This window comes from Sphingomonas endophytica, from assembly GCF_001476895.1.
Taxonomy (GTDB): domain Bacteria; phylum Pseudomonadota; class Alphaproteobacteria; order Sphingomonadales; family Sphingomonadaceae; genus Sphingomonas; species Sphingomonas endophytica_A.
Window position 1 is genome coordinate 42,899 of record NZ_LDTB01000025.1, and the last position, 26,867, is coordinate 69,765.

At 68.0% G+C, this 26,867-nt stretch carries 18 protein-coding genes and 1 tRNA gene; 4 read left to right on the forward strand and 15 right to left on the reverse strand.

What is annotated here, in order from left to right; translation table 11 throughout:
* The first annotated feature begins 80 nt into the window (after nucleotides 1-80).
* Complete coding sequence (locus tag NS334_RS08595; RefSeq protein WP_058755564.1) at nucleotides 81-1,418, forward strand: hypothetical protein; 1,338 nt, start codon at nucleotides 81-83, stop codon at nucleotides 1,416-1,418.
* A gap of 13 nt (nucleotides 1,419-1,431) precedes the next feature.
* Here NS334_RS08595 and NS334_RS08600 read toward each other — a convergent pair.
* Nucleotides 1,432-1,507: transfer RNA gene (locus tag NS334_RS08600), tRNA-Thr, on the reverse strand.
* A 158-nt stretch (nucleotides 1,508-1,665) separates the two neighbouring features.
* Here NS334_RS08600 and NS334_RS08605 point away from each other — a divergent pair.
* The 3 genes from NS334_RS08605 (at nucleotide 1,666) to NS334_RS08615 (ending at nucleotide 8,838) form a co-directional block, all read left to right on the forward strand.
* The gene (locus NS334_RS08605) at nucleotides 1,666-2,904 is read left to right on the forward strand and encodes a hypothetical protein (RefSeq protein WP_058755565.1); all 1,239 of its coding nucleotides are present in this window, start codon (nucleotides 1,666-1,668) and stop codon (nucleotides 2,902-2,904) included.
* A 64-nt stretch (nucleotides 2,905-2,968) separates the two neighbouring features.
* Complete coding sequence (locus tag NS334_RS08610) at nucleotides 2,969-7,597, forward strand: NAD-glutamate dehydrogenase (protein ID WP_058755566.1); 4,629 nt, start codon at nucleotides 2,969-2,971, stop codon at nucleotides 7,595-7,597.
* Between the two features lie 386 nt (nucleotides 7,598-7,983).
* A complete protein-coding gene (locus NS334_RS08615; protein WP_058755567.1) occupies nucleotides 7,984-8,838 on the forward strand; it encodes a manganese catalase family protein in 855 nt (284 codons plus the stop codon).
* Between the two features lie 22 nt (nucleotides 8,839-8,860).
* On the opposite strand, the gene NS334_RS08620 is transcribed toward NS334_RS08615, so the two are convergent.
* From NS334_RS08620 to NS334_RS08685, 14 genes are all read right to left on the reverse strand, one after another.
* The gene (locus NS334_RS08620) at nucleotides 8,861-9,544 is read right to left on the reverse strand and encodes a Fe2+-dependent dioxygenase (protein WP_058755568.1); all 684 of its coding nucleotides are present in this window, start codon (nucleotides 9,542-9,544) and stop codon (nucleotides 8,861-8,863) included.
* 18 nt (nucleotides 9,545-9,562) lie between these two features.
* A complete protein-coding gene (locus tag NS334_RS08625) occupies nucleotides 9,563-11,968 on the reverse strand; it encodes a TonB-dependent receptor (RefSeq protein ID WP_058755569.1) in 2,406 nt (801 codons plus the stop codon).
* 58 nt (nucleotides 11,969-12,026) lie between these two features.
* Nucleotides 12,027-12,302, reverse strand: a complete 276-nt coding sequence (locus NS334_RS08630) for a ribbon-helix-helix domain-containing protein (RefSeq protein ID WP_058755570.1) — start codon at nucleotides 12,300-12,302, stop codon at nucleotides 12,027-12,029.
* A gap of 163 nt (nucleotides 12,303-12,465) precedes the next feature.
* On the reverse strand, nucleotides 12,466-14,289 hold the full coding sequence (gene cobT / locus NS334_RS08635) for a cobaltochelatase subunit CobT (protein WP_058755571.1): 1,824 nt from the start codon (nucleotides 14,287-14,289) through the stop codon (nucleotides 12,466-12,468).
* Between the two features lie 16 nt (nucleotides 14,290-14,305).
* Nucleotides 14,306-15,310: a cobaltochelatase subunit CobS gene (gene cobS / locus NS334_RS08640; protein WP_058755581.1), complete on the reverse strand. Its 1,005-nt coding sequence runs from the start codon at nucleotides 15,308-15,310 to the stop codon at nucleotides 14,306-14,308.
* 371 nt (nucleotides 15,311-15,681) lie between these two features.
* Nucleotides 15,682-17,082 (reverse strand): dihydrolipoyl dehydrogenase, encoded by a 1,401-nt coding sequence (gene lpdA, locus NS334_RS08645; protein ID WP_058755572.1) that lies wholly within the window; start codon nucleotides 17,080-17,082, stop codon nucleotides 15,682-15,684.
* A 129-nt stretch (nucleotides 17,083-17,211) separates the two neighbouring features.
* Nucleotides 17,212-18,417, reverse strand: a complete 1,206-nt coding sequence (odhB, locus tag NS334_RS08650; RefSeq protein WP_058755573.1) for a 2-oxoglutarate dehydrogenase complex dihydrolipoyllysine-residue succinyltransferase — start codon at nucleotides 18,415-18,417, stop codon at nucleotides 17,212-17,214.
* A gap of 1 nt (nucleotide 18,418) precedes the next feature.
* On the reverse strand, nucleotides 18,419-18,922 hold the full coding sequence (locus NS334_RS08655; protein ID WP_153002655.1) for a hypothetical protein: 504 nt from the start codon (nucleotides 18,920-18,922) through the stop codon (nucleotides 18,419-18,421).
* The gene (locus NS334_RS08660) at nucleotides 18,922-21,891 is read right to left on the reverse strand and encodes a 2-oxoglutarate dehydrogenase E1 component (RefSeq protein ID WP_083500349.1); all 2,970 of its coding nucleotides are present in this window, start codon (nucleotides 21,889-21,891) and stop codon (nucleotides 18,922-18,924) included. Before NS334_RS08660 ends, NS334_RS08655 begins: the two co-directional genes overlap by 1 nt.
* Before the next feature lie 86 nt (nucleotides 21,892-21,977).
* A complete protein-coding gene (gene sucD / locus NS334_RS08665; RefSeq protein WP_058755576.1) occupies nucleotides 21,978-22,868 on the reverse strand; it encodes a succinate--CoA ligase subunit alpha in 891 nt (296 codons plus the stop codon).
* 55 nt (nucleotides 22,869-22,923) lie between these two features.
* Nucleotides 22,924-23,232 carry a GIY-YIG nuclease family protein gene (locus NS334_RS08670; protein WP_428835046.1) on the reverse strand — a complete coding sequence of 103 codons (309 nt, stop codon included), beginning with the start codon at nucleotides 23,230-23,232 and terminating at the stop codon, nucleotides 22,924-22,926.
* 42 nt (nucleotides 23,233-23,274) lie between these two features.
* A complete protein-coding gene (gene mdh / locus NS334_RS08675) occupies nucleotides 23,275-24,240 on the reverse strand; it encodes a malate dehydrogenase (RefSeq protein WP_058755578.1) in 966 nt (321 codons plus the stop codon).
* A 127-nt stretch (nucleotides 24,241-24,367) separates the two neighbouring features.
* Entirely contained in the window at nucleotides 24,368-25,462 is a 1,095-nt protein-coding gene (gene zapE, locus NS334_RS08680; protein ID WP_058755579.1) for a cell division protein ZapE, read from the reverse strand.
* Between the two features lie 221 nt (nucleotides 25,463-25,683).
* Complete coding sequence (locus NS334_RS08685) at nucleotides 25,684-26,466, reverse strand: succinate dehydrogenase iron-sulfur subunit (RefSeq protein ID WP_058755580.1); 783 nt, start codon at nucleotides 26,464-26,466, stop codon at nucleotides 25,684-25,686.
* Between the last annotated feature and the right edge of the window lie 401 nt (nucleotides 26,467-26,867).

The window sequence follows — 26,867 nt, forward strand, 5'->3', positions numbered from 1 at the left end:
GACGTCGATCTGCTGGTGACGCATGGGGTGATGCCCGTCATCCACAATGCCAGTGCCAAATATCTAGTGGAGCAGTCGAAGTGTCGGGACATGCGACGCCGATCTATCGGCGTGGGAAATACTGGCTTGATTGGGATCGAAAGCGCGACGGAACGCTGCGATCCCCCTGCCTCACCATCTTCTGGTACGACCCCGACTCGCGACGCATCCGCAGCGCGTCAACGCGCTCGGCAATAGAGGCCGAGGCCATCAAAGCGCTCGACCGTCGCTATCTCGCCGATGCCGGCGAGGCTGCTGCATTCTGCGAGACGTGCGGCCAGCCGATCGCGCAGGCCAGCGCGTACCTGTTGACCGACGCGATCGCAGACTATCGCCTTGAATGGGGCGATAAGCGCGCCTCGGCCGACACGATCAAGACGCGCTTGCTACACGTCGTCGACTTCCTCGACGCGCAGGAGGCGGCTGGAGGTGCGTTCGGAATCACGACGAATTGCGCGACAGCATCGTCGTCAGCCTTCGTCACGGCCTTCCGCGCCTGGTCCCGGCTGGAGCCGGTGCGCTGGCGCAACGGCAAGAACGTCGTGACGATCGAGAGGCCGCGCTCGCCCGCATCGACCGAGGCGTCCGTCGCCCAGTTGATAGCCGCGCTCAACCACGCGGCGAATGCGGAGCCACCCCGCTCGGACAAGCGTCCGGCATATCGCCCCCTCCCGGCGGGGCAGGTCCAACGCACTCGCCGAACCCGCGTCGGCGTCGAGGAACTGGCGAAGATGCTTCGCTATGCGGCCGAACCCGGAAAGCGCCGTGGGTCGCTGCACCGCTTCCTCATCGGGTCGATCAGTACGATCGCGCGGCCGGGGGCGGTCTGCGACATCTCGGTCGCGCCCGATCGCCAGCAATGGGCGCCGGGTTCGGAAACGATCGATCTGAACCCTCACGGGCGGACGCAGAACAAGAAGCGGCGCCCGGTCCTCCCCGTGCTGCCGATCCTCGCCGAGTGGCTTCAGGCTGAACTGGACGAGTACCTGATGCTGCCGCCGGAGAGGCGCGCGGGACGCGGATACCTCGTCAACTATTACGGGCGCGCGGTGAAGGACGTCGATTCGGCGTGGGCGGCGATGCTGACCGAGCTGAAGATGCCGACCGGCCGCGAATGGCGACCGTATCTCCTGCGACACAGCCTCGCGACGCTGGCCCGCAATCGCGGCGCGACGCGCTGGGATCTGGAAGGCTTCATGGGGCACCGCGCCCCAAGCCAGACCGAAACCTACGCGATCGGCGAATTTCCTACGGTGGTGGCGGCTTTGACCGGCATCATCGCCGAGCTTCATCGACTGGCTCCGGGCACCCTGCACCGGACTGACACCGGAGCCAGTCGATCGCTCCCGCATGTGAGGGAGGTCCAAATGCCCGGATAAAATAGCTATTCGGTGGTGCCGCTTACAGGACTCGAACCTGTGACCCCCGCATTACGAATGCGATGCTCTACCAGCTGAGCTAAAGCGGCCAACGTCGCGTCCATCGGACGCGTCGTGGAGGCGGCGCTTAGCAGGGGTTCGGATGGATGACAAGCGCCTTGCGGTTTTACCGGGCGTTTACCATCCACCGTGCACAAGAGGTCCGCGACTCCGGCCGAATGACAGGCCGCTCGCCGGGACGATGAGCATGGACAGCGCGCACGGCTACGACGATCTTCGTGAGGACCGCGATCCGACCGCTGGCGGCGTGGGCGAATGCCAGACGCCGATCGACCAGGACGAGCGCCGGATGCACGTCCGCGCCTACAACCATTGGGTGTCGCTGCTGCGCGGCCGCGCCTATCCCGCGATCGAGGATCTCGAGCCCGAGAGTATCGCCGATTTCGGGCCGCACAGCGTGCTGCTGGACTTCTCGGCCGGGGTCGAGGATCCCGCGATCCAGTTCATCGGCCGCGCGCTGCGCGACGAATGCGGGATGGACCAGTCGGTCGTGCGCATCGCCGACGTGCCGTCGCGCTCGCTGCTGTCGCGGCTGACCGATCATTATCACCAGATCATCGCCGGGCGCTCGCCGATCGGGTTCGAGGCGGAGTTCGTCGGCACGCGCGGTCACGCGACGCTGTACCGCGGCATCCTGATGCCGTTCTCCTCCGATTCGCAGACGATCGACTTCATCTACGGCGTCATCAACTGGAAGGAGCTCGCGGCGGTCGACCACCAGGCGGCACTGGACGCGGAATTGTCCGCCGCCCTGCGCGGGCCGCGCCACGATCCGGTCCCCGGCGCGGTCTGGGCCGACGGGCCCGGTGCGGCGGCGCGCGAAGCGGACGATGAGGACGGCCCGGCGCCGACCACGCTCGACGATCGCCTCGCCGCCGCGCGGGACAGCGCCGCCGCCGCGCGCGCGGCGCATCTCCGCAGCCACGCCGCGCTGTACCGCGCCCTGGGACGCGCGCATGACGTGGCGCTCGCCGCGATCCGCGATCCGGACCGGTTGGCGACGCTGCTGGCCGAAGCCGGGATCGTCGCCCAGGCGCGCGCACCGATGACCGCGATCGCCAAGCTGGTCTTCGGCACCGACCACGACAAGACTCGCCTGACCGAGGTGGCGACGGTGCTCGCCTGGGCGCAGCGCCACGGGATCGGCGACGGCGCGCTGTCGCACGCGCTGGAGCGGGTCGAAGGCGGTATCAAGGGCCTGGTCGCGGAGGAACGCGCCCTGCGGCGCCCCGATCCCGTACCGGAAGCCGGCCCGCGTCCGCTGGCGGAGCGCGCGCCGCTGGCGGAGATCGCGCTGGACAGCGGCCTTGATGAAGGCGCTCCCGTCGTGCTGCTCGGCCGCGCCACCGCCAGCGGTATCGTCGTGGTCGGCACGATCGGCGACGATGCGAAGCTGACGCAGCAGGTGCTCAGGCGCCTGTCGTGACCCGATCCATGATGCAGTGCGGCAAGCCTTGAGCTGGGCGGCAGAGGGGCGCATAGCGGCAGACATGCCGAAAAAGTCTCTCCAGATACTGTCTGCGGCGCTGGCGGCGCGGCTCACCTATCGTGCCCTTCCGGGCGAGCTTGCCGGGTTCGGCGAGGAGAAGCAGGCGGAGGCCGCGGCCTTCCTCGCGCAGACGGCGGCGACCCGCGCCGCGGGGACGCCGATCCTCGCGCTGGAACAGCTGCCCGGCGACGGCGCGCGGCGGCGGATGCGGCTGGCGATCGTCAACGACGACATGCCGTTCCTGGTCGATTCGGTCGCGGCCGCGATCGGCGACCGCGACATCGCGGTCGATCGCGTCATCCACCCCGTCATCCGCGTCTCGCGCGATGCCGACGGCGAACTCACCGATATCGAGGCCGAGGACGGCCGCCCCGAATCGATGATCTATATTGAGCTGGAGCGCGTCGACGCGCGCGACCGCCGGGCGCTGACCGACGAGATCGAGCGGCTGCTCGCCGACGTGCGTGTCGCGGTGCGCGACTGGCGCGCGATGCAGGGCACGCTCGCGGCGGACGCGGGCGTCATCGACGACGTGGGCGGCGATCCGGAGGGCGCGGCGCTGCTGCGCTGGTTCCTCGACCGCCACTTCACGCTCCTGGGGCATGAGCGCTGGCACGCCGACGGGCACAAGGATGCCGCCGCGCCGCTCGGCATCGTCGCCAACGACCATGAGGTGCCGATCCTCGCCGACCGTTCGCGGCGGCTGGCGATGGACTATTTCACCGCCGGCAATTCCGCGCCGCTGCTGCTCAAGTCCAGCCTGATCTCACCGGTCCACCGCCGTGTGCCGCTCGACCTGCTGGTCGTGCCGATCCACACCGGCGGGCGCGTCACCGGCCTGTCGATCCACGCCGGGCTCTGGACCTCCGCCGCGCTCAACGCCCCCCCGCGCAGCGTGCCGGTCCTGCGGCAGCGGCTGGCGGCCAGCGAGGCGAAGTTCGGCTTCGACCCCGCCGGCCACACCGGCAAGGCGCTGACCCACGCCATCGCCACGCTGCCGCACGACCTGATGATCGCGGTCAGCGCGGCGTCGATGGAGGAACTGGCGCTCACCGCGATGAGCCTGGCGGACCGTCCGCGACCGAAGCTGGTGCTGACCCCCTCCCCGCTCGGCCGGCACCTGTACGCCTTCGTCTGGCTCCCGCGTGACGAGATGACGACCGCGCGCCGCGTCGCGATCGGCGAGATGCTGGCGGAGGCCGCCAACGGTCAGGTGCTCAACTGGTCGACCAGTGTCGAGGACGGGCGTGTCGCGCTGCTCCGCTACACGATCGACCTGCGCGGCGCGGGCGTGCTGCCCGATGCGATGATGCTCGACGCGCAGCTCGAAAAGATGGTGCGCGGCTGGGCGCCGTCGATCGAGGCCGCGCTGGCGGATGAGGTCGGCCCGGCGCGCGCCGCGCGCCTCGCGCTGCGCCACGCCTCGGCCTTCCCGGCGCGCTACCGCACCGGCGCGACCGCCGAGGAGGCCGCGCGCGACATCGTGTCGATCGCCAATCTGATCGACGATGCCGATCGCGAGGTCCGCTTCACGGCCGGCGGCGACGGGATGCTCCACCTGAAGGTCTATCGTCAGGGCGGGCCGCTGGCGCTGTCCGACGCGGTCCCGGCGCTGGAGCATTTCGGCTTCCGCGTGATCGAGGAGATGCCGACCGCGCTGACCGACGAGGAACGCAGCTCGATCCACGATTTCACGCTGGAGACGAAGGCCGACATCCCCGCCGTCCTCGCCAGCGCCGAGACGCTGCAGGAAGCACTGGCGCAGGTGCTGGAGGGCGGCGCCGAGGATGACGGCTTCAACCGGCTGATGCTGGAGGCCGGGCTGTCGCCCTCCGACGTCGTGCTGTTCCGCGCCTGGTATCGTTACTTGCGACAGGCGGGGATGAGCTATGGCCCCGCCAACGTCGTCGACACGCTGACCCGCGTCCGGCCAGTGACCAAGGCGCTGGTCGACCGCTTCACCGCCGTGCACGATCCGAAGGCGACGATCGACGCCGCTGAAGCGCAGCAGGTGATCGACGCCGGGCTCGACGCCGTGACCGGCATCGACGACGACCGCATCCTGCGCGCCTTCCGCGCGGTGATCGACGCGACGCTGCGCACCAACGCCTTCACCGAGGCGGCGAAGGAAGCGCTCGCCTTCAAGCTCGACAGCGCGAAGATCCCCGGCCTCCCCGCCCCGCTGCCGTGGCGCGAGGTCTGGGTCTATTCCCCCCGCGTCGAGGGCATCCATCTGCGCGCCGGTCCGGTGGCGCGTGGCGGCCTGCGCTGGTCCGACCGCCGCGACGATTTCCGCACCGAGATCCTCGGGCTGATGAAGGCGCAGCGCGTCAAGAACGCGGTCATCGTACCCACCGGCGCGAAGGGCGGCTTCTACGCCAAGCAACTCCCCGCCCCCTCCAACCGCGACGCGTGGCTGGCGGAGGGGACCGAGGCCTATCGCATCTTCATCCGCACGCTCCTGTCGATCACCGACAATATCGAGGGCGGCAAGGTCGTCCATCCGGCGGGCGTGACGATCCTCGACGGCGAGGACCCCTATTTCGTCGTCGCCGCCGACAAGGGCACCGCAACCTTCAGCGACGTCGCCAACAGGATCGCGCTCGACCGCGATTTCTGGCTGGGCGACGCCTTCGCCAGCGGCGGGTCGCAAGGGTACGACCACAAGGCGATGGGCATCACCGCCAAGGGCGCGTGGGTCTCGGTCCAGCGCCACTTCGCCGAGCGTGGGCTCGACGTGCAGAGCGAGCCGATCCGCGTCGTCGGCTGCGGCGACATGTCGGGCGACGTGTTCGGCAACGGGATGCTGCTATCGAAGGCGATCAAGCTGGTCGCCGCCTTCGACCACCGCCACATCTTCCTCGATCCCGATCCCGATCCGGCGAAAAGCTGGGACGAGCGCGCGCGCATGTTCGCGCTGCCGCGCTCCAGCTGGGCCGATTACGACACCGCGCTGATCTCGGCGGGTGGCGGCGTGTTCGCGCGCGACATGAAATCGATTCCGCTCAGCCCGCAGGTGCAGGCCGCGCTCGGCATCGCCGCCGACCGGATGGAGCCGACCGCGCTGATCTCGGCGATCCTGAAGAGCCCCGCCGACCTGATCTGGTTCGGCGGTATCGGCACCTATGTGAAGGCGGCGGCGGAAAACAACGCCACCGTCGGCGATCCCGCCAACGACCGCCTGCGCGTCGATGCCGAGGAATTGCGCGCGATCGCGATCGGCGAAGGCGCGAACCTGGGCGTCACGCAGGCGGCGCGCATCGCCTTCGCCGCGCGCGGTGGCCGCATCAACACCGACTTCATCGACAATTCGGCGGGCGTCGACTGCTCGGACAACGAGGTCAATATCAAGATCGCGCTCAACCGCGAGATGATCGAGGGCCGCCTGTCGTTCGAGGATCGCAACACGCTGCTCGGCAGTATGACCGACGACGTCGCGCAGCTGGTGCTGGAGGACAACCGCCTCCAGACGCTCGGCCTGTCGATCGCCGAGGGCGGCGGTGCGCAGGCGCTGCCCAGCTATGTCCGGCTGATCGAGGTGTTCGAGGAAGCGGGACGGCTCGACCGGCAGGTCGAGGGGCTGGCGAACAACACCGACCTGCTGCGGCGCGGCGGCGAAGGGCGCGGGCTGACCCGGCCCGAACTCGCGGTGCTGCTGGCGACCGCGAAGCTGTCGTTGCAGGACGCGATCGAACAGTCGCCGCTCGGCGACGACGACGCGATGCTTCCCGACCTCCACGCCGCCTTCCCGACGGCGATGCGGGAGCGGTTCGCCGCCGCGATCGACGCGCACCGGCTGCGGGGCGAGATCATCGCCACCAAGCTCGCCAACCGCATCATCAACCGCATCGGCATCCTCCATCCCTTCGAGCTGGCCGAGGAGGAAGGCGCCACGCTGGCCGACATCGCCGCGATGTTCGTCGTGGCGGAGCGGCAGTTCGACCTCGCGACCCTGTGGCGCGATATCGAGACGACCGCGATGCCCGAAAGCGGTCGTCTGGCGCTGTTCGACGAGGTCGCGGTCGCGGTCCGCTCGCAGATCGCCGACCTGCTGCGCGCCACTGCGCCCGGCACGATGCCGTCGGCGGTCCTCGCGCGGCTGTCGGGCGGGATCGGTCGCTTGAGCGATGCCACCGCCGAACTGCTGCTCGACGAGGCGCGCGCGCATTCGTCGCGCATTGCCGACACGCTGGAGGCGGCCGGCGCGCCGCACGACCTGGCGATCCGCGTCGTGCGGCTGTTCGAGATGGACGGCGCGGTCGGTCTCGCCGATCTCGGCGAGCGCTCGGGCGTGGACGAGACGCAGCTGGCGCGCGCCTTCACCCGACTGGGCGAAGGGCTCGGCCTCGACTGGGCGCAGGGGACCGCGACGCGCATCAACCCCAGCGATCCGTGGGAACGCCTGCTGATCGCAGGGCTGGCGCGCGACTTCCAGCAGTTGCGGCTCGACTTCCTCGGGCGCGGTGGCGCGGGCGATCCGGTTGCGCTGGTCGACGACTGGCTGGCCCGCAATGCCGCGCGCGTCGGCCAGTTCCGCGCCGTGATCGACCGCGCCCGCAACGCCCAGACGCCCAACGCGGCGATGCTGGCGCAGATCGCGGGTCAGGCGCGCGTACTGCTCGGTCGATAAGGCTGTCCTACACGCGCCCAATCCGTCATTGCTGTCCTTCGATCGTCACCCCGGACTTGTTCCGGGGTCCACCGCACCGCAAGAACAACGACTTAGGCGCTTGCGGTACGGTGGATGCCGGAACAGGTCCGGCATGACGGACCGACGTTCGCAAGGGTTTCGCCTACTCCGGGGGCGCATGACGCCGCTCTTTGACACCGCCGCCTGCCGCTCTCATCCGCCCGCCTCAACATTCGCGCGAAAACCCGCCAGCGTCTCAACATTCGCAACATTCGCGATAGCGTCGCTGATCTAAATCATTGAAAAACTGCCGTTTTTGTATCGGCGGCTCAACGACTTATCACACGCTCGTGCATTGCCTCCCCGTCCCCCAACGGAGAAGCACGATGTATTATCACGACAGGCGTCTTCAGTATCCCGTGACCGTCGAGAAGCCCGATCCGGCCTTCGCACGGATGCTCCAGCAGGCGATCGGCGGGGTCGAGGGCGAGATCCGCGTCTGCATGCAATATTTCTTCCAGGCCTGGGGAAATCGCGCGCCGACGCCCAAGTACCGCGACATGCTGCTCCACACCGCGACCGAGGAGATCGGCCATATCGAGATGCTGGCGACGGCGGTCGCGCTGAACCTCGAAACCGCCCCGGCGTCGTTGCAGGAGGAGGGCGCCGGCGACGGCATCGTCGGCGCGGTGATGGGCGGCGGCAACGCCCGGCACGAGATCGAGGGGCTGATCCACAAGAACCTGCTGTCCGGCGGGCTGGCGGCGATGCCGATGGATTCGGACGGCGTGCCGTTCAACATGAGCCACATCTATGCCAGCGGGAACGTCGCCGCCGACATGTATTGCAACGTCGCGGCCGAAAGCACCGGCCGCGTGCTGGCGGTACGCCTCTTCAACGCCGCGCATGACGAGGGGATGAGGAAGATGCTCCACTATATGATCGCGCGCGACACGATGCACCAGCAGCAATGGCTGGCGGTGCTGGAGGAACTGGGTGGACCGTCGGCGAACCTGCCGATCCCCAATTCCTTCCCGCAGGAAATGGAGGATCAGGCGAACAACTATAATTTCTACGCCACCTCGGTCGACGGCACCTTCCCGGAAGGCCGCTGGACCGACGGGCCGACCGTCGACGGCCACGGCGAGTTCACCGTCTTCCAGAACAAGCCGCTCGGCGAGGAACCGATCCTCGGCCCGGCGCGACCCGACAGCGGCGCGCAGGACCAGCAGATCGGCTGACGTTACGCCCGGGCGGGGGTGGCTACACCTCCGCCCAGCGGCGCAGCAGGTTGTGGTACACGCCGGTGAGTTTCACCGTCGCGGCGGCCCCCTGCCCCTGCACCGCCGCGACCGCCTGCACCCCTTGGTCCAGCTCGAACAGGATGCGCCGCGCGCCGTCGTCGCGGACCATCGACTGGATCCAGAAGAAGCTCGCCAGCCGCACCCCGCGCGTGACGGGCGTGACACGGTGCAGGCTGGAGGCGGGGTACAGGACCATGTGCCCGGCCGGCAGCTTGACGGTCTGCGTCCCGAACTGATCCTCGATCAGCAATTCGCCGCCATCATAGGCGGCCGGATCTTCGAGGAACAACGTCGCCGACAGATCGCTGCGCAGCCGAAAGTCGCTGCCGCGCTTCATGCGAACCGCATTGTCGACGTGCAGCCCGAAATCCTGCCCGCCCTCATAACGGTTGAAGAGCGGCGGAAAGACCTTCGCGGGCAGCGCCGCCGCCACGAACAGCGGCGTGCGCCCCAGCGCGTCGAGGATCACGCCCCCCGCCGCCCGCGCCGCCGCGCCATCCTCCGGCAACTGCCGGTTACGCTTGGCGAGCGCCGCTTGGCGGCCGGAGGTCTCGTTGCCGTCAATCCACTCGGCGGCATCGAGGACGCGGCGAACCTCCGCCAGCGCGGCGGCATCGAGGACGTCGGGGATCGCGATCAGCATGACCCGGTCCTACCCCCGTCAGAAGCTGTAGAACAGGCTCAGCACCGCCTGCCGCCGCTCGCCGGGCATCGCCCACCCGCCGGTGACGACGCCGGTCGTGGCGTTCACGTTGTTGCGGACGTTGGTCAGATACTTCGCGTCCGTGACGTTCTGCACGTTGAGCTGCAGCGTCAGCCCCTCGCGGAAACTGTATGCCAGATACGCGCGGTGGATCAGGTAATCGTCGGTCTTCAGCAGCGCGGCATTGGCCAGCGTCGGGACATAGGTGGTGAACGCGCCCTGATAGGTCAGGCCATAGCCGACCTCCAGCCCGAACGGCAGCTTGTAGGTGGTGAACAGGCTGCCCGAATGCGCCGGGGTCTGCACCAGCGGGCTGCCGCGTTGCGGATCGGGATTGGCGACACTGTTCCCGCACCCGGTGGTGCCGGGCCGCTTGAGGCAGAAGTCGGACACCGATTGCAGCACCTCGCTATCGAGATAGGTGTAATTGGCGAAGATCGACCAGTTGCGGGTGATGTTGCCCGATGCGCCCAGCGCGATGCCGTCCACGCGGCTGCGCCCGTCGACGACCTGCACCATCGGCAGCGCGGGGTCGTTGGACGGCACGCGATAGCTGCTGCGTTCGTTGCGGAACGCCGCGGCGGTCAGTTCCAGGCGCCGCCCGAACAGCCCGGCCTTCACGCCCACCTCGTAATTCTTCGCGGTTTCCGGCGCGACGGCGCAGCTGTTGGCGACGACAGAATTGGACACGCTGACGCATCCCAGCCGCACCGTCGCCGACGACGGCGTCTTCGCATTGCCGTAGCTGGCATAGAGGCTGACGTCCTGCACCGGATGATAGACCACGCCGGCGCGATAGGAGAACAGCCGCTCGCGGTTCGGCTGGCGCAGCTGTTCGGGCAGCGGTTGTGTCACCCCGGGCGCGACCGGCACCGGCAGCTGGTCGAACTCCGCATGCTGCTGTTCCCAGCGGATGCCGCCGTTCAGCTCGACATGCCGCCCCAGCTCCAGCGTGTCGAAGGCATAGACCGCGATGTTGCGGGTGGACGATCGGGACCGCCCGGTGGTGACATCGTTGATCGACCCGCGATACACGGTGTCGGGGGCGCCGATCGACAGCGCCGGAAGCGGCGTGGTGACGGAGCCATCGGCGTTCCGCAACAGCGATCCGGCGCGGATCGCATAATCCTCCAACATCCACGACACGCCGATGTTCGCGACGTTGCGGATGCCGCCCTTCTGCCCGTGCTCGAGCCGGATATCGGTCTGGTTCGCGAACAGCTGGTTCACCTGATCGCGCACCAGCCCGCGCGGACCGGACGGCAGCCACTGGCCCGGGCGCAGCGTCGAGGGGCAGGCCGCACCGGCCGTACCGCCCGCCACCTGCACCGGCTGCGTGCCGCTCGACAGGCAGAAGGTACCCTGCGGCGCGCTCGTGACGCTATACTGGCCGACGCGCTGCCAGCGGGTCAGGTTGCGGACCGACAGGTGATCGTTCACCGCGTGACGGAAGGTCGCGGTCAGCCGGTCGACATCCACATCCTGCCGGTCGAGGTTGCTGTAGCCGTAATAATCGCTGCGGTCCGATCCCGGAATCAGCCCGCCGACGAGGTCGTTGTTGAAATAGGGGATGCCGTACAGCGGCGTGTTGCGGTCCTGCTGGTGGACATAGGCGAGCGTCAGGCTGGTCGGTCCGTCCATCCCGATCGTCACCGCCGGCGCGACGCCCCAGCGCTCGTACTTCTCGACGTCGCGGCCCGGCACGTCATTGTGGTGATAGACCGCGTTCAGCCGGACCCCGATCAGGTCGGAGAGGCGCTCGTTCGCGTCGATCGCGGCGCGATAATAGGCGTCGGTGCCGATCGCCGCCTGCGCGATCGTCAGGTCTTCGGAACGCGGCTCCTTGCTGACCAGGTTGATGGTGCCGCCGACCGAGCCAGAGCCGTTGAAGACCGAATTGGCGCCGTTGTACACCTCGATCTGTTGCAGGTTGAACGGATCAGTGCGGCTGTATTGCGCGCTGTCGCGGATGCCGTCGATCGTGATGTCGTTGTTTGCGGAATAGCCGCGCAGGTTGATGCTGTCGCCATATCCACCGCCGCCCTCGCCCGCCCCGAAGGTGATGCCCGGCAGCGTCTGGAGCGCGTCGCGCAGCGTCAGCAGGTTCTGCTTGCGCAGCGTCTGGTCGGAAATGACCGTCACCGTCTGCGGCAGGTCGAGCAGCATCGAGGTCGCCTTCGGGCTTTCGAGCTGATCGGGGGCCCGCTCCCGCGCGCCGGTCACGATCACCTCGTCGCGGTCGATCCGCGCGCGACCGTCCTGCACCGCCGCCGCATCGCGCGCGGGCGCTTCGGCCATCGCCGGCGCCGTGGCGATGAACCCGATGCACGACAGCGCCAGAAACGAGGCGGTGGACGACGACATGACTGCTTCCCCTTTTTGTTGAGGCAGCAGCTATTGCGAGTTACTTTCAGAGTCAACGCTAATGCGAGGGGCTCGCATCAATGTCGCGGAACATGTCCGGGTTGGTCGTCAGCCACGACCGGATCGCGCTGGCCAGGTTGGGCGGATCATCCTGCGCGATCCGCAGCGCATCGATCTGCGCGACCAGCGCCGACAGCGGCAGGAGGTGAACCGCGGCGGCGCGTTCCAGCGCGGTCCAGAATACCGGTTCGAGACTGACCGAGGTGGCGTGGCCGGCAATCGTGACCGATCGCTTGACCGGGCCGATGAAGCCGCCGGGCGGTGGCGTCAGCATTCGCGCGTTCCCCCACCGTCCTCCCGCCGCAGGCCGGGGCCCCATCGGCAAGGCTGACGCAACCGGGCGACGCGCGTCGTCATCCTCTCAAGTGACCGGACCCCGGCCTGCGCCGGGGTGACGGCAGAAGCGGCGGAAAGGACCGCAACGTCGGCGGCGGTCCTCACTCCGCATCGAACAGCGCGGCGAGCTGTTCGATGATCGTCCCTCCCAGTTGCTCGGCATCCATGATCGTCACCGCGCGACTGTAATATCGGGTCACGTCGTGCCCGATACCGATCGCGACCAGTTCGACCGGCGAACGCTTCTCGATCCACGCGATCACCTGCCGCAGATGCCGTTCGAGATACGAGCCCGAATTGACGCTCAGCGTCGAATCGTCGACCGGCGCACCATCGGAAATGACCATCAGGATGCGCCGCTCCTCGGGCCGCGCGATCATCCGGTTGTGCGCCCACATCAGCGCCTCGCCGTCGATATTCTCCTTCAGCAACCCCTCGCGCATCATCAGCCCTAGCGCGGTGCGCGCGCGCCGCCACGGCTCGTCCGCGCGCTTGTAGACGATGTGACGCACGTCGTTGAGGCGCCCCGGCTGCGGCGGGCGACCGGCGGCCAGCCACGTCTCGCGGCTCTGCCCGCCCTTCCATGCGCGGGTCGTGAAGCCCAGGATCTCGGTCTTCACCCCGCAGCGCTCCAGCGTGCGCGCAAGGATGTCGGCGCTGATCGCCGCGATCGAGATCGGGCGCCCGCGCATCGACCCCGAATTGTCGATCAGCAGCGTCACCACCGTGTCGCGGAATTCGGTGTCGCGCTCGATCTTGTAGCTCAGCGACTGCGTCGGGTTCACCACCACGCGCGCCAGCCGCGCCGCATCGAGCAGCCCCTCCTCCTGATCGAAGTCCCACGACCGCGACTGCTGCGCCATCAACCGCCGCTGGAGCCGGTTGGCCAGTTTCGACACCGCCGATTGCAGGTGGACGAGCTGCTGGTCCAGATAGCCGCGCAGCCGCACCAGCTCCTCGGGCTCGCACAGGTCGGTTGCGGCGACCACTTCGTCGAACCGCTCGGTCCAGACCTTATAGTCGAACTGCGCGTGCGGGTCGGCGACCGGGCGATTGGGGCGCACCGGCTGCATCCCTTCCTCGCCTTCGTCACCGGGCTCGCCCTCGGCGTCGTCGATGTCGTCGCCCTCAAGCTGCTCGCTCTCGCCCTCCTGCGACTGGTCGTCGCGCTGCTGCCCACGCGCCTCGACCTCGGATTCACCGTCGGAGCCCTCCGTATCCCCCTCATCGGGGGCATCGGTGTCCTGCCCCTCCTCGCCTTCCTGGTCCTCGCCGCCCTCGTCGCTGTCCTGCGGCTCCTGCTCGCCCTCGACCAGTTCGAGCTGTTCCAGCACCTTGCGGGCCAGAGCCTGAAAGCTTTGCTGATCGTCCAGCGCCAGCGCCAGCGCGCCCAGATCGGTCTTCTCCCCGATCCAGTCGCGGACCAGTGCCAACCCCGGCTCGGCCTCGACCGGCGGCACCCGCCCGGTCAGCGCCTCGCGCACCATCAGCCCCAGCGCGGAGGCCAGCGGCACCTCGCTCTTGTTGCGCGCGCGCGTGATCGGGTCGGTCCGCAGCCGCACGTCCAGCGCATGGGCCAGATTGTCCGCGATCCCCTGATACCCGCGGCTGCCGAGCGCCTCGACCCGCGCGTCCTCGATCGCGTCATAGACGGCGCGCGCCGTCGCCTCGGCCGGCGCCCCGCGCGCGTGCATCGCGACATCATGGTGACGCAGCCGCAACGCGAAACCGTCCGCGAACCCGCGCGCCTCCGCGACCTGATCCGCCGGAAGCGTGCGCGCCGGCATGGGCACGCGCAGGTGCTTCCCCGACTGAGCGGGCGCATCTGCGGTATAGGCCAGCTCCAGCTCTGCCTCGTCGGACAGCGCACGCGCGGTCCCGCCCAGCACGGCCTTGAAGCGATCGAGGGGGGTTTCCTGCGCCATCAGGCCCGACGTCGCCTCACGCCGTCCCCACCACGCTTTCGGGCAGATCCTTGCCGAACACGCGCTGATAATATTCCGCCACCAATGCCCGCTCGGTCTCGTCGCACTTGTTGAGGAACGACAGGCGGAATGCGAAGCCGACGTCGTTGAAGATCAGGCTGTTCTGCGCCCAGGTGATGACGGTGCGCGGGCTCATCACGGTCGAGATGTCGCCGTTGATGAAGCCCTTGCGCGTCAGGTCGGCGACACGAACCATGTTCTCGACCAGCTTCTTGCCCTCGGGCTTGTCATACTCGCCCGACTTGGCGAGCACGATCTGCGCCTCGGTGACGGCGGGCAGGTAATTGAGCGTCACGACCACGTTCCAGCGGTCCATCTGCCCCTGATTGATCTGCTGCGTGCCGTGGTACAGCCCGCTGGTATCGCCCAGCCCGACCGTGTTGGCGGTCGCGAACAGCCGGAAATGAGGGTTCGGGCGGATCACGCGATTCTGGTCGAGCAAGGTCAGCTTGCCCTCGGTCTCCAGCACGCGCTGGATCACGAACATCACGTCGGGACGCCCCGCATCATATTCGTCGAACACCAGCGCGGTCGGCGTCTGCAGCGCCCAGGGCAGCAACCCCTCGCGGAACTCGGTCACCTGCTGCCCGTCGCGCAGCACGATCGCGTCGCGCCCGACCAGGTCGATGCGGCTGATGTGCGCGTCCAGGTTGATGCGGATGCACGGCCACTTCAGCCGCGCCGCCACCTGCTCGATATGGCTCGACTTGCCGGTGCCGTGATAGCCCTGCACCATCACGCGGCGGTTGTGCGCGAAGCCCGCGACGATCGCCAGCGTGGTGTCCGGATCGAAGACATAGGCCGGGTCGAGATCGGGCACGCGCTCGTCCGCGACCGAGAAGGCGGGCACCTCCATGTCCGAATCGATCCCGAACAGGTCGCGCACCTTCACCATCTTGTCGGGCGCGTCGAGGATCGTGGTCTCGCGGCTGTCGGGCTGCGTGTTCGGGATGTCGGTCATGCGATACGCCGTCTTGCTGGTGTTGCCCAACTCAGTGCGAACACGGCGCGCCCGCGTCAACCCGCCGTGCGCGTCGCTCGTGCCGGGTCGGGCGGGAGGACTGGTTGCTCAACGCGCGCCCGCGTCGCCGGTTTCGACCGGTCATCGTCGCATGACGCCGCGTTGATCGCCGTCGGCCTGCCGCACGATGGCCGCCGCCCCGGCTCACCGGATTCACTTCCGCTCGGACCGAAACAGAAAAGGGGGCCGCTCTTGCGGCCCCCGCTCGTCATGCCGTCAACGCCCGCCGCGGCGAAGGCGCGTCGTCGGACGGCGCGCGGTGGCGCGCCGCCGGCCGGGCAAGTCCTCGGGTATTCACATCCAAGCTGGGCTTAGATGTGAATGGGCTTGCCGAGCACGGCCATCGCGGCTTCCTTCACCGCTTCCGAATGCGTCGGGTGCGCGTGGCAGGTATAGGCGATGTCCTCGCTGGTCGCGCCGAACTCCATCGCCTGCGCGGCCTGTGCGATCATCGTGCCCGCGACGCTGGCGATGCACCACACGCCCAGCACGCGGTCGGTCTTGGCGTCGGCGATCACCTTCACCAGCCCGTCCGGCTCGTGGTTGGTCTTGGCGCGGCTGTTGGCCATCATCGGGAACTTGCCGACCTTGACCTCACCCTGCTCGCGCGCGGCTTCCTCGGTCAGCCCGACGCCGGCGACTTCCGGCCAGGTATAGACGACCGACGGAATCACCGCGTGGTTCACGATGCCGTGGCGGCCGGCGATATTCTCCGCGACAGCGATGCCTTCGTCCTCGGCCTTGTGCGCCAGCATCGGACCCGGCACCACGTCACCGATCGCCCACACGCCGTCCGCCTTGGTGCGGAAGTCGTGATCGATCTCGATCTGCCCACGCGGGTTGGTCGACAGCCCGGCGGCCTCCAGATTCAGCCCGTTGGTGTTCGGACGCCGCCCGATCGACACCAGCACATGGCTGGCCTCGATCGTCGTCGCCTCGCCACCGGCGGCGGGCTCGACGGTCAGGATCGCCTTGTCACCCTCGACCTTGATCCCCGTGACCTTGGTCGACAGCTGGAACTCGATCCCCTGCTTCTTGAAGATCTTGTTCGATTCCTTGCGGATATCGCCGTCGAAGCCGGGCAGGATCTGGTCGAGATATTCGACGCACGTCACCTTCGCGCCCAGGCGGCGCCACACGCTGCCCAGCTCCAGTCCGATCACGCCGCCGCCGATCACGACGAGATGCTCCGGCACCTTCGGCAGATCGAGCGCGCCGGTCGAATCGACGATGATCTTCTGGTCGATCTCGACCCCCGGCAGCGGCGTGACGCTGGAGCCGGTCGCGATCACGATGTTCTTCGCGGTCACGGTCTGCCCGGCGACGTCGACGCTGTGCGCGTCCTTGAACGCGGCGCGGCCCTTCAGCCACGTTACCTTGTTCTTCTTGAACAGATATTCGATCCCGCCGGTCAGCTGCTTCACCGCGTCGCGGCGCTGGCCGTGCATCGTGTCGAGGTCGAGCTCGACGGTCGTCTTGATGCCCAGCTTCGCCATCGCGCCATTGGCGGCGTGGTCGTACAGCTCGGACGCGTGCAGCAGCGCCTTCGACGGAATGCAGCCGACGTTGAGGCAGGTGCCGCCCAGCGTCTCGCGGCTTTCGGCGCAGGCGGTCTTCAGCCCCAGCTGCGCGGCGCGGATCGCCGCGACATAGCCGCCGGGGCCGGCACCGATCACGAGGACGTCATAGTCGTACTGCTGTTCGTCAGCCATTTCCATGCCTCCACCCCGGCGGACGCCGGGGTCCAGTTACGGGCCGGAGATGGGGAACGCCGCGCCCGGTTACATCTGCCTTCCCAACTGGGCCCCGGCGTTCGCCGGGGCGGTACGTTGGGCCGTATCTTAAAGGTCGATCAGGATGCGGGTCGGGTCCTCGATCGCGTTCTTCAGCGCGACGAGGAAGGTCACCGCCTCGCGACCGTCGATCAGGCGGTGGTCGTAGCTGAGCGCCAGATACATCATCGGGCGAACGACGACCTGACCGTCACGGACCACCGGGCGCTCCTCGATACGGTGCAGGCCCAGCACCGCCGACTGCGGCGGGTTGATGATCGGGGTCGACATCAGCGAACCGAACACGCCGCCGTTCGAGATCGTGAAGGTGCCGCCCTTCATCTCGTCCATCTTCAGCGTGCCGTCCTTGGCGCGCTTGCCGAAGTCGCCGATCGTCTTCTCGATGCCGGCGACCGACAGGTCCTGCGCATCGCGGATGACCGGCACGACCAGCCCGTTCGGCGCGCTGACCGCGACCGAGATGTCGGCGTAATCGTGATAGACGATCTCGTCGCCCTCGATCGAGGCGTTGACGGCCGGAATGTCCTTCAGCGCCATCGTCGCGGCCTTCACGAAGAAGCCCATGAAGCCCAGGCGGACGCCGTGCTTCTTCTCGAACAGGTCCTTGTACTTGGCGCGCGCCTCGATCACCGCGGTCATGTCGACGTCGTTGAACGTCGTCAGCATCGCGGCGGTGTTCTGCGCTTCCTTCAGGCGCTTGGCGATCGTCTGGCGCAGGCGCGTCATCTTCACGCGCTCTTCCTTGCGCCCGCCCGAGGTCGCGGCGGTCGGGGCCGGAGCGGGCGCGGCGGCCGGTGCGGCGGGCTTCGACGAGGCGGCGGCGGCGACGTCTTCCTTGGTCAGGCGGCCGTCCTTGCCGGTGCCCTTCACGGTCGACGGATCGACGCCGTGCTCCAGCACCGCGCGGCGGACCGACGGGGACAGCGCGGCGGCGTCACCCGATGCGGCCGGGGCCGGGGCGGCGGGCGCCTCGGTGACGGCGGGCTGCGGCGCGGCGCTCTTGGCCGGCGCACCGTCACCGCTCTCGATCGTCGTGATCAGCGCGCCCACCTCGACCGTGTCGCCGACCTTGACCGCATGCTGGCCCATCACGCCCGCGACGGGCGAGGGAACCTCGACCGAGACCTTGTCGGTCTCCAGGCTGGCAATGGGTTCGTCGGCGGCGACCGCATCGCCGGGCTGCTTCAGCCATTCGCCGACCGTCGCTTCGGTGATCGATTCGCCCAGCGTCGGGACGAGAACCTCGGTTGCCATGTTACTTCCTGTCCTGTTCATCGTCGATATGAGAGGCGCCGCCGATCATCGCGGACAACGGCGCGGTAGGTACGGTGTTCATTCGGGTATCGTCGCAGGCCAGTTGCGCCAGCGCGCCCGCGGGCGCCTCGGCCACCATGGCGAGCGACATTGGACGCCCCTTTGCCAGCGCCGCCGCCTGCGGCTCCATGCCATAGGGGGCGGCGTCGCCGGTGATGCGGGTCAGCGTGCTATCGACCGCATAGCCGCGGATCGACGTCACGCGATCCGCGACGCAATCGACCTGAAAGACGGTCAGGTGTCGCGGCGCATCGCCCGGAATGCCCATCTGCAGCAGCGCGACGGTCCGCGCGGCGCGCGGACCGTGCGTACCCAATGCGCTGCCATCCGGCGCGGGCAGCAGCGGATGCCAGGTGAAGTCGCGCAACGCCGGAACGCCCGCCGCGACGGGGGCAGGCCCCGCCACGATCGACAGCGCACCGGCGATGATCGCGACCATCGGCATCAGCTGGCGGCCTTCCCGGCCTTCTTGGTCGTCTCGGCCTCGCGCGTCCGGCGGATTTCCTCGCGGACGTTATGGCCCAGCGCGTCGGCGATCAGCGCGCCCTGCTCGGCCTGGTGACGCTTCATCAGGCCGGTGGCGGGCGAGGCCGCCGCGGTGCGCCCGGCGTAGCGGGCACGCGCCACGCGTGCCTTGGCCGCGCCCAGCGCCTCCTCGATGAACGGCTCGACGAAGAACCAGTAACCGTTGTTCTTCGGCTCCTCCTGCGCCCAGATGACCTCCTCCAGGTTGGTCATCCGCTCGATCCGCCTGGCCAGCGCCTCGGTCGGGAACGGATAGAGCTGTTCGATCCGGACGATCTGCGTATTCTTGTCGCCCGCCGCGTCGCGCGCTTCCATCAGGTCGTAGGCGACCTTGCCGGTGCACAGCACCAGCCGCTTCGTCTCGGTATCCGCCGGCGCCGACGGATCGGACAGGATACGGCGGAAGTGCGAGTCGCCCAGGAAGTCCGCCGCGCTGCTGACCGCCAGCTTGTGCCGGAGTAGCGACTTCGGCGTGAACACGATCAACGGCTTGCGGAAGTTGCGGTGCATCTGCCGCCGCAGCAGGTGATAATAGTTCGCCGGGGTCGTGCAATTGGCGACCTGCATATTGTCGCCCGCGCACAGTTGCAGGAAGCGCTCGGGGCGTGCCGAGCTATGCTCCGGCCCCTGACCTTCGTAGCCGTGCGGCAACAGCATCACCAGGCCGTTGGCGCGCAGCCACTTGGCCTCGCCCGACGCGATGAACTGGTCGATCATGATCTGCGCGCCGTTGACGAAATCGCCGAACTGCGCCTCCCACATCACCAGCGTCTTGGGGTCCGCCAGCGCATAGCCATATTCGAAGCCGAGCACGCCATATTCGGACAGCGGGCTGTCGAGCACCTCGAAGCTGCCATGCGGGATCGTCCAGAGCGGCACGAACTTGTGCTCGTCGGTCTGGTCGACCCACACCGCATGCCGCTGCGAGAAGGTGCCGCGGCCTGAATCCTGACCCGACAGGCGGACGCCATAGCCCTCGTGCAGCAGCGAGCCGAACGCCAGCGCCTCGCCGGTCGCCCAGTCGAAATTCTCGCCGGTCGCGAACATCTGCCGCTTGGCGTCCAGCACACGCGCCAGCGTCTTGTGGATCGTGATGCTGTCCGGAACGGTGGTCAGCGTGCGGCCGATCGAATCGAACAGCTTCTGCTCGATGCCGGTATCGACGCTGCGGCGCGCGCTCTCCGCATCGGCGGGGGCATGCAGCCCCGACCAGCGGCCCGCGAACCAGTCGGCCTTGTTCGGCTTGTAGGCGGCGCCCGCCTCGAATTCGCCTTCCAGCAGCGTGACGTACTGCTTGACGTTGTCGTCCACCCACGTCTGGTCGATCACGCCCTCAGCGATCAGGCGCTTGCTGTAGATGTCGCTGACCGGCGGATGCTCGCGGATCGCCTTGTACATCAGCGGCTGGGTGAAGCCCGGCTCGTCGCCCTCGTTATGGCCGAAGCGGCGATAGCACCACATGTCGACCACGACGTCGCGGTGGAACTTCTGGCGATACTCGATCGCGATCTTGGTCGCGAAGGTCACCGCCTCGGGATCGTCACCGTTGACGTGGAAGATCGGCGCCTGCACGCCCTTCGCGACATCCGACGGATAGGGCGACGAGCGCGCGAACTGCGGGCTGGTCGTGAAGCCGATCTGGTTGTTGATGACGAAATGGACGCAGCCGCCGGTATTGTAGCCGCGGATGCCGGAGAAACCCAAGCATTCCCAGACGATGCCCTGACCCGCGAACGCCGCGTCGCCGTGGATCAGCACCGGCAGCGACGCCGAATGCGTGTCGAGGTCCTTGGCGATCGTCTGGATCGCACGGGTCTTGCCCAGCACGACGGGGTCGGCCGCCTCAAGGTGCGAGGGGTTGGCGACCAGCGACATATGGACCTTGTGGCCGTCGAACTCGCGATCGGTGGACGTGCCCAGGTGGTACTTCACGTCGCCCGACCCGCCGATATCGTCGGGGTTGGCGGAGCCGCCCGCGAATTCGTGGAAGATCACGCGCGTAGGCTTGCCCATGACGTTGGCGAGCACGTTCAGGCGGCCGCGATGCGCCATGCCGAACACGATCTCGTTGACGCCCGCCGCGCCGCCGTACTTGATGACGCTTTCCAGCGCGGGGATCATGCTCTCGCCGCCGTCGAGGCCGAAGCGCTTCGTGCCGACATATTTGCGGCCGAGGAACTTCTCCCACTGCTCGGCTTCGATCACCTTGTTCAGGATCGCCTTCTTGCCCTGAGCGGTGAACTCGACACCCTTGTCCTTGCCCTCCATACGCTCCTGGAGGAACTTGCGCTCCTCGACATCGGCGATGTGCATATATTCGAGGCCGACGTTGCCGCAGTAATTGGCGCGCAGCGTATCGACCAGCTCGCGGATCGTCGCCCATTGCATCCCCAGCGAGCCGCCGAGATAGACCGGGCGGTCGATGTCGCTGTCGGAGAAGCCATGATATTCGGTGGTCAGGTCGGCAGGCAGTTCACGCAACCCCGACAGACCCAGCGGATCGAGGTTGGCGGCCAGGTGCCCGCGCACGCGGTAGGTGCGGATCAGCAGCTGCGCGCGGATCGAGTCCGCCGCCGCCTTGACGATCGCGTCCTGCGACGGCGCGGGGGCCGAAGCCGCCGGTGCGGGCTTGCCGCCCTTCGCGGGCTTCGGCGCCGGCTCCATCTGCGTCGGGTCCAGCCCGGCGGTCAGATCGTCGGTGGTGGTCAGCGGCCAGCGCTTGTTGGTCCACGACGGCGCGCCGATCGAGCCTTCCAGCCCCTCGAAGAACGACCGCCAGCCGGTGTCGACCGAATCGGGCGACTCCTTGAATCGGGCGTAAAGCGCGTCGATGAACTGGGGGCTGACGCCTCCGGCGATGTCGCTGAAATCCTGGCCTTCGTAGCCCATGACGATCCTACCTTCGTCGTCCCGACCGCCCGCCGGGATAGTGTGGCGCGCCGCCCCGCAAATGGCCGGGCGGCGCGCCGATACGCTTACTTGTTCAGCACGCTCAGCAGCGTCGAGCCGAGCTCCGAGGGGCTCGCCGCGACCTTGATGCCGGCCGCTTCCATCGCCGCGATCTTGCTCTCGGCATCGCCCTTGCCGCCCGAGACGATCGCCCCGGCATGGCCCATGCGACGGCCCGGCGGCGCGGTGCGGCCCGCGATGAAGCCGGCCATCGGCTTCTTGCGGCCACGCTTGGCCTCGTCGATCAGGAACTGCGCGGCCTGCTCCTCGGCGTCGCCGCCGATCTCGCCGATCATGATGATCGACTGCGTTTCCTCGTCGGCGAGGAACAGCTCCAGCACGTCGATGAAGTTGGTGCCGTTGACCGGATCCCCGCCGATGCCGACCGCGGTGGTCTGGCCCAGGCCGGCGTTCGAGGTCTGGAACACCGCCTCATAAGTGAGCGTGCCCGAGCGCGAGACGACGCCGACCGAGCCCTTCTTGAAGATATTGCCCGGCATGATGCCGATCTTGCACTCGCCCGGCGTCAGCACGCCCGGGCAGTTCGGGCCGATCAGCCGCGACTTGCTGCCCGCCAGCGCGCGCTTCACACGGACCATGTCGAGCACCGGAATGCCCTCCGTGATCGCGACGATCAGCGACACCTCGGCGTCGATCGCCTCCAGGATCGAATCGGCCGCGAAGGGCGGCGGGACGTAGATGACGCTGGCGTTCGCGCCGGTCTTGGCGACCGCCTCCGCGACGGTGTCGAAGTTCGGCAGCCCCAGTTCCTCATGGGTCGTGCCGCCCTTGCCCGGCGTCACGCCGCCGACCATCTGCGTGCCGTAATCCAGCGCCGCCCTGGTGTGGAAGGTGCCGGTCTTGCCGGTCATCCCTTGCGTGATGACCTTGGTGTTCTTGTCGACGAGGATGCTCATTCGCGTATCCGTCCTTACCGCCCCGACGAACGCCGGGGCCCAGTTGGGAAGGCGGTCATGGCAGCGCGATCCGATCGTACAGGTCGTCCCAGTCGGGATTGAGCCCTTCGATCTCCTGCAGCTTCCAGCTCCGCCTCCACTCCTTCATCCGCAGCTCGCGCTGCCGTGCCGCTTCCCAGCTTTCATGCGCCTCGTACCAGACGAGCAGATGACAGCCGTGTGTCTTTGTGAACCCCTCGACGACCGCATTGCGATGCTCCCACACACGGCGGGGCAGGTCGGTCGTCGATCCCATATAGAGCGTCCCGTTGCGGCGGCTGGCCATGAGATAGACATAGGCCGCGCCGATCATCGCAGGGGACACCCCAACTGGGCCCCGGCGTCCGCCGGGGCGGTGTTCCGCTCCTTACTTCTCCAGCGATCCGTCGATGCCCTTGCAGGCGACGAGCAGTTCCTTGACCGCGTCGACCGAGACCTGAAGGTTCGCCTTCGCCTCGTCGGACAGCTTGACCTCGACGACCTTCTCGACGCCGCCGGCGCCGATCACGACCGGCACGCCGACGTACAGATCATCGACCCCGTACTGGCCCGACAGGTGCGCCGCGGCGGGCAGGATGCGCTTCTGGTCGTAGAGATACGCCTCGGCCATCGCGATGCCGCTGGTGGCGGGCGCGTAATAGGCCGAGCCGGTCTTCAGCAGCGCGACGATCTCGCCGCCGCCGCCGCGCGTGCGCTTGATGATCTCATCGACCTTCTCCTTGGTGGAGAAGCCCATCTCGATCAGGTCGGCGACCGGGATGCCGCTGACGGTCGAATATTCGAGGACCGGCACCATCGTGTCGCCGTGGCCGCCGAGCACGAACGTGTTCACGTCCTTCACCGACACGCCGAACTCCTCGGCGAGGAAGTGCGAGAAGCGCGCCGAATCGAGCACGCCCGCCATGCCGACGACCTTGTTGTGCGGCAGGCCGGAGAATTCGCGCAGCGCCCAGACCATCGCGTCCAGCGGGTTGGTGATGCAGATCACGAACGCGTCCGGCGCGTTGTCGCGGATGCCCTCGCCGACCGCCTTCATCACCTTCAGGTTGATGCCGAGCAGGTCGTCGCGGCTCATGCCGGGCTTGCGCGCGACACCGGCGGTGACGATGATGACGTCGGCGCCGGCGATGTCGGCGTAATCGTTCGAACCCTTGATCGAGGCGTCGAAGCCCTCGACCGGCCCGCACTGCGACAGGTCCAGCGCCTTGCCCTGCGGCACGCCCTCGACCACGTCGAACAGGACGATGTCGCCCAGACCCTTGAGTGCTGCGAGGTGCGCGAGCGTGCCGCCGATATTGCCGGCGCCGATCAGCGCGATCTTCTTGCGGGCCATCCCATCCCTTCCGTCGTTGACGTGTGAATGGTCATGCCGCCTACGCCCTTCGGGCGCGGGGGGCAACCCGTAAAGCGCGCGCGATAAAAGTTTAATTGCACATGGTTCGCAGGTGCATTAAGCTTCGTTAACCCGCCCCGTGCCCCTCGGCGAGGTAGCTTTCGGACCGCATTTCCTCCAGCCGGCTGACCGTCCGCTGGAACTCGAACGCGCCATCGCCGCGCGGATAAAGCTGGTCCGGCTCGGCGTCGGCGGAGGCGAGCAGCTTGACCTTGTGCTCGTACAGCGCGTCGATCAGCTGCACGAAGCGCGCCGCCTCGTTGCGGTTGTCCGGCCCCAGCACCGGGATGCCGACGAGGATGACGGTATGATAGCGCCGTGCGATCGCAAGATAGTCGGCCGCGCCGCGCGCCTCCCCGCACAGCTTCTTGAACGCGAAGACCGCGACACCCTTCAGCGTCTTGGGGACGCGCAGTGTCCGGCCCTGCACGACCAGTTCCTCGGCCGGCACATGCTGCCGGTCCTCGGGCGGGTAATCGGTCAGGCGGAAGAAGGCCGCCGACAGATCGGCGGTCGCCTGCTCGCCGTTCGGCACGCACCACGTCTTCTGCGAGCCCAGCCGGTCGCGGCGATAATCGACCGGGCCGTTGAGCGCGATTACGTCCAGCCGCTCCTCGATCAGCGCGATGAAGCCCAGGAAATGCTCGCGGTTGAGGCCGTTCTTATAGAGATCGGCAGGCGCGCGGTTGCTGGTCGTCACCACGGTCACCCCGGCCTCGATCAGCGCGGTGAACAACCGCGACAGGATCATCGCGTCAGGCGAGTTGGTCACCATCATCTCGTCGAACGCCAGCAGCCGCGCCTCTTCGGCCAGCGCGGCGGCGACCGGCGGGATCGGGTCGCCCTGCTCCTTGCGACGCTCGGCCGCGATCCGCGCATGGACCTCCAGCATGAACTCCGCGAAGTGCACGCGGCGCTTCCGCTCGATCGCGACATGCTGGAAGAACAGGTCCATCAGCATCGATTTGCCGCGCCCCACCCCGCCCCACATATAGAGGCCGCGCGCCGGAATCACCTTGCGGCGGAACAGCCCGGTGGTGCGCGGCTTCTCCAGCTCGGCCGCCAGCGCGTCGAGCCGCGCCGCGCCCGCCGCCTGCTCGGGATCGGGACGCAGTTCGTCGGCGTCGATCAGCTTCTGGTAGGCGGCGAGCACCTTGCCCATGTCGTTCCTTCTCCGGCGCCGCGCGGGCGCGCCGATGTTGCCGTGCACAATAAGGTGGCTTTGCGGGACGGCGCGGGCGGGATCAAGCCGGGTGACATGCCGGCCGCGCGGGTCCGCGCCTGCGTTCGCCCGCGTTCGGACTGGTCCCGAAAACGAAGCGATCCAGCGTCCCTCCCGGAACGCTGGATCGCTTCATGTGATTCGCGAGGAACCGCCGGCGATCAGACCAGCCGCTCGACTTCCATCTTCTTGATCTCCGCGATCGCCTTGGCGGGCGACAGCCCCTTGGGGCAGGTGTTCGCGCAGTTCATGATCGTGTGGCAGCGATACAGGCGGAACGGATCCTCCAGCGCGTCGAGCCGCTCGCCGGTCATCTCGTCGCGGCTGTCGGCCAGCCAGCGATACGCCTGCAACAGGATCGCCGGGCCCAGGAACTTGTCGGAATTCCACCAATAGCTGGGGCAGGAGGTCGAGCAGCACGCGCACAGGATGCACTCGTACAGCCCGTCCAGCTTCGCGCGCTCTTCCGGCGACTGCAGCCGCTCCTTGCCGGCGGGCGGCGGGGTCACGGTCTGCAACCACGGCGTGATCGACGCATATTGCGCGTAGAAGTGCGTGAAGTCGGGCACCAGGTCCTTGATGACGTCCATCGCGGGCAGCGGCGTGATCTTGATCTCGCCCTTCACGTCCTCGATCGCGGTGGTGCAGGCCAGGCCGTTGCGACCATCGATGTTCATCGAGCACGAACCGCATATACCCTCGCGGCACGACCGGCGGAACGTCAGCGACGAATCCTGCTCCGACTTGATCTTGATGAGCGCGTCCAGGACCATCGGTCCGCATTCGTCGAGGTTGACCTCGAACGTGTCGTAGCGCGGGTTTTCGCCCGAATCGGGATCGTAGCGATAGATCTTGAAGTTGCGCATCGTGCCGCCGGGTTGCGGCGACGGATGCTTCTGCCCGCCCTTGATCTTGCTGTTCTTCGGGAGCGTGAACTCGGCCATGCGCGCGTCTCGTCTTCGTCGGTGGTCGTCGGCGCGCAGGGGGCGCACCGGCGCCGGTCATGGGGCGGGTACACGATCGCGGGGCTGGCCGCAAACATGCCCGTTGCCGCCTACGTAGCCATTATGGCCCGCCGCTCAAGTGGCTTCTCGCGCCGGACCCGCCCGGCGCGGCGACAGCGACGGCCTCGCCCCGCCGGCGCCCGCCGGAAATCGCCCCCGATCCTCGCAACGGACCGCCGGACCCCTATAATCGCGACGTGCCGATCCCGCCGCCCCCGACCTGTCCCCTATACCCATCTCCGAGCCCAAGAGACAGGCCACACCCACGCATGCCCGCCTCTGCCTTAAAAAAAAAAAAAGCTCGCTCGCACTCACGCTCAGCAGCTGAGTTTCCCGACGCA